This window comes from Ruminococcus sp. CAG:379 (assembly GCF_000434255.1).
Taxonomy (GTDB): Bacteria; Bacillota; Clostridia; order Oscillospirales; family Ruminococcaceae; genus Ruminococcus_F; species Ruminococcus_F champanellensis.
This window is the reverse complement of sequence record NZ_FR894914.1, coordinates 20,801-23,945: the sequence shown is the minus strand read 5'-3', so window position 1 is coordinate 23,945 and position 3,145 is coordinate 20,801. Positions and strand designations below refer to the sequence as shown.

Below are 3,145 nucleotides of genomic sequence, written 5' to 3'. Positions count from 1 at the left end.
GCTTTGCATTGCCTTACAATCAGAGATTTTCGCCATTTTCCGCAATGACGGTTGCGTACCAGTAGGCGGAATCCTTCAGAGTACGCTTCTGGGTACCGTAATCCACATGGATGAGACCGAATCGCTGGTCATAGCCCCGCGCCCATTCAAAGTTGTCCATAATGGACCAGTGCATATAGCCGATCAGGGGCAGCCCTTCCTCCACTGCACGCTTGCAGCTGCGCAGATACCGGGTCAGATAGTCGATCCGATCCGGGTCATGCACCTTGCCGTCCAATGCCACCCAGTCGTGACCAGCCATGCCGTTTTCGGTAATCATCAGCGGCAGATGGTAGCGCTCATGCAGGAACCGGATGGACCAGTACATCACATCCGGCGTCAGAGGCCATGCCAGATTGCTTTTCGGGCAGCCGGTGAGGGTGGTGCCCAGTTCGCCTCCCTGCATGCTCCAGTAGATGTTTGCACCGTAGAAATCCAGCTTCTGGGAAATCAGAGCCATTTCCTCCGGATTCTCCTTTGGCATCAGATCCCCGAACAATTCATATGCCCTGGGGCTGTAGTGCCCCAGCGCAATGGGGTCTCCCCACCAGGCATTGCTGGAGGTGTAGTTGTCCCTGTTGAAATCAAAGGATGCCGCCCGTGCCCGTTCTATATCCTCCGGCGCATCACTTGCAGGAACCACACAGGGACCAGTGGGTGCAAAGCCTACGATGGGAGTGCGCTTTGCATGTGCCCGGATGGTGTGGACAGCCTTGCCGTGTGCCAGCAGCACATTGTGGGTCATCTGGATCAGATCTCCGTCCGGATGCTTCATAAAGGGTGCAAAATTTCCGTTCTTGTAGCCGTCTGTGATGAATACCTGGGGCTCATTGATGGTCATCCAGCACCGTACCCGGTCGGAGAAGCTGTCTACCAGCACCCTGGTGTATGCTTCAAACCAGTCAGAGGATGCAGGATTGAGCCAGCCGCCCCGGCAGTGGAGGGCATAGGGGTAGTCCCAGTGGAAGATGGTGACCAATGGCTCGATGCCTGCTGCCAGCAGCTCATCGATCAGTGCGTTGTAGAAGGCAATACCGGCGGGATTTACCTCTCCGGTGCCGTTGGGGATCACCCGTGTCCAGCTGATGGACAGTCGGTATGCCTTCAGACCGATCTGCTTCATCAGCGCCACATCCTCCTTGAACCGGTGATAGTGGTCGCATGCCACATCCCCGTTCTCGTTGAACGCCACATGCCCTGGCTCCCGGGTGTATACGTCCCAGATATTCAACCCCTTGCCGTCCTCCTGGTATGCGCCTTCTACCTGATAAGAGGCAGCTGCAGCGCCCCATAAAAAGTCCTTCTGAAAACTCATATGTTTGCTCCTTTCGCAAATGATGGGTGCATTATAACACGCCCGTGGTATGAATGCAATGAACAAATTGTGAATTCGTAGGTTTGGAAATATTATTTCAGATATGGTTGCAGATACCGTCCGGTATAGGATTCCGGATGGGCGGCAATTTCCTCCGGCGTGCCTGCTGCCACCAGGGTTCCGCCCCCGTCGCCCCCTTCGGGACCCAGATCAATGATATGATCCGCCACCTTGATTACGTCCAGGTTGTGCTCAATGACCAGCACAGTGTTGCCAGTGTCCACCAGCTTGCTGAGTACCTCAATGAGCTTGTGTACGTCCGCCGTATGCAGACCGGTGGTGGGCTCGTCCAGGATATAGATGGTCTTGCCGGTGGGGCGCTTGGACAGCTCCGTGGACAGCTTTACCCGTTGGGCTTCTCCGCCGGACAGGGTGGTGGCAGGCTGTCCGATCTTCACATACCCAAGCCCCACCTCCTGGAGGGTTTTCAGCTTCCGGGCGATCTTGGGAATGGCTTCAAAGAATTCTACTCCTTCGTCCACCGTCATTTCCAGCACATCGTAAATGGATTTGCCCTTGTAGTGTACCTCCAGGGTCTCCCGGTTGTACCGCCGTCCCTTGCATACCTCGCAGGGCACATATACATCCGGAAGAAAATGCATCTCGATTTTCAGAATACCATCTCCCTCGCATGCCTCGCATCGTCCCCCCTTGATGTTGAAGGAGAATCTGCCTGCATCATAGCCACGGGTCTTGGCATCCTCCGTTCTGGCGAACAGCTCCCGGATGTCCGTGAATACCCCGGTGTAGGTGGCAGGATTGGAACGGGGGGTTCTGCCGATGGGGGACTGGTCAATGTTGATGACCTTGTCCAGATGCTCCAGTCCGGTGCATGTCCGGAAAGCGCCCGGCTTCAGCTTTGCCCGGTTCAGCTTGGCTGCCAGATGCCGGTAGATGATGGAATTGACCAGAGAGGATTTCCCGGAGCCGGATACGCCGGTGACGCATACAAACTTGCCCAGGGGGATCTCCACGTCAATGTCTCGCAGGTTATGCTCTGCCGCCCCATAAAAACACAGGGATTTCCCGTTGCCCGGCCGTCGGCTTTCCGGCAGGGGGATCCGCTTTGCGCCGCTGAGGTACTGCCCGGTGACGGAGTTCTTGCATGCCACAATGTCCTGGTAGGTACCGGCACAGACGATCTGTCCACCGTTGACCCCGGCACCGGGACCGATGTCCACAATGTAATCCGCCGCCCGCATGGTGTCCTCGTCATGCTCCACCACGATCACCGTATTTCCCAGATCCCGCAGCCGTTTCAGGGTGGCAATCAGCTTGTCATTGTCCCGCTGGTGCAGACCGATGCTGGGCTCGTCCAGAATATACAGCACCCCCATCAGGGAGGAGCCGATCTGGGTGGCAAGCCGGATCCGCTGGCTTTCGCCGCCGGACAATGTGCCTGCTGCCCGGGACAGGGTCAGATAGGACAGCCCCACGCTGCTGAGGAATCCCAGCCGGGAATTGATCTCCTTGATGATCAGCCGGGCGATCATCTGCTCCCGATCCGTCAGCTGCAAGTGCTTGAAAAAGTCAATGGCCTGGGTCACGGAGTAATCGCATAGCTGGCTGATGTTGATGCCCCCGACGGTGACTGCAAGGGATTCCGGCTTGAGCCGTCTGCCGTGGCAATCCGGACAGCTGACCTCGGACATGAGTTCCTCCGTACTTTCCCGGGACGACTCGCTGCCGGATTCCCGGTATCGGCGTTCCAGGTTGTGGATGACCCCTTCA

Annotated in this window: 2 protein-coding genes; both read right to left on the bottom strand. The window is 57.0% G+C overall.

Annotation, left to right across the window (positions count from 1 at the left end; all coding sequences use genetic code 11):
• Positions 1-19: 19 nt before the first annotated feature.
• Entirely contained in the window at positions 20-1,354 is a 1,335-nt protein-coding gene (locus QVO51_RS08885; RefSeq protein WP_022358113.1) for a GH1 family beta-glucosidase, read from the bottom strand.
• Between the two features lie 92 nt (positions 1,355-1,446).
• Positions 1,447-3,145, bottom strand: a 1,699-nt coding sequence (uvrA, locus tag QVO51_RS08880; protein WP_288168049.1) for an excinuclease ABC subunit UvrA, incomplete at its 5' end; no start/stop codon positions are given.

Excerpts from the sequence above, each read along its gene's own strand:
- QVO51_RS08885 (WP_022358113.1), bottom strand. The coding sequence starts at position 1,354 with ATGAGTTTTCAGAAGGACTTTTTATGGGGCGCTGCAGCTGCCTCTTAT.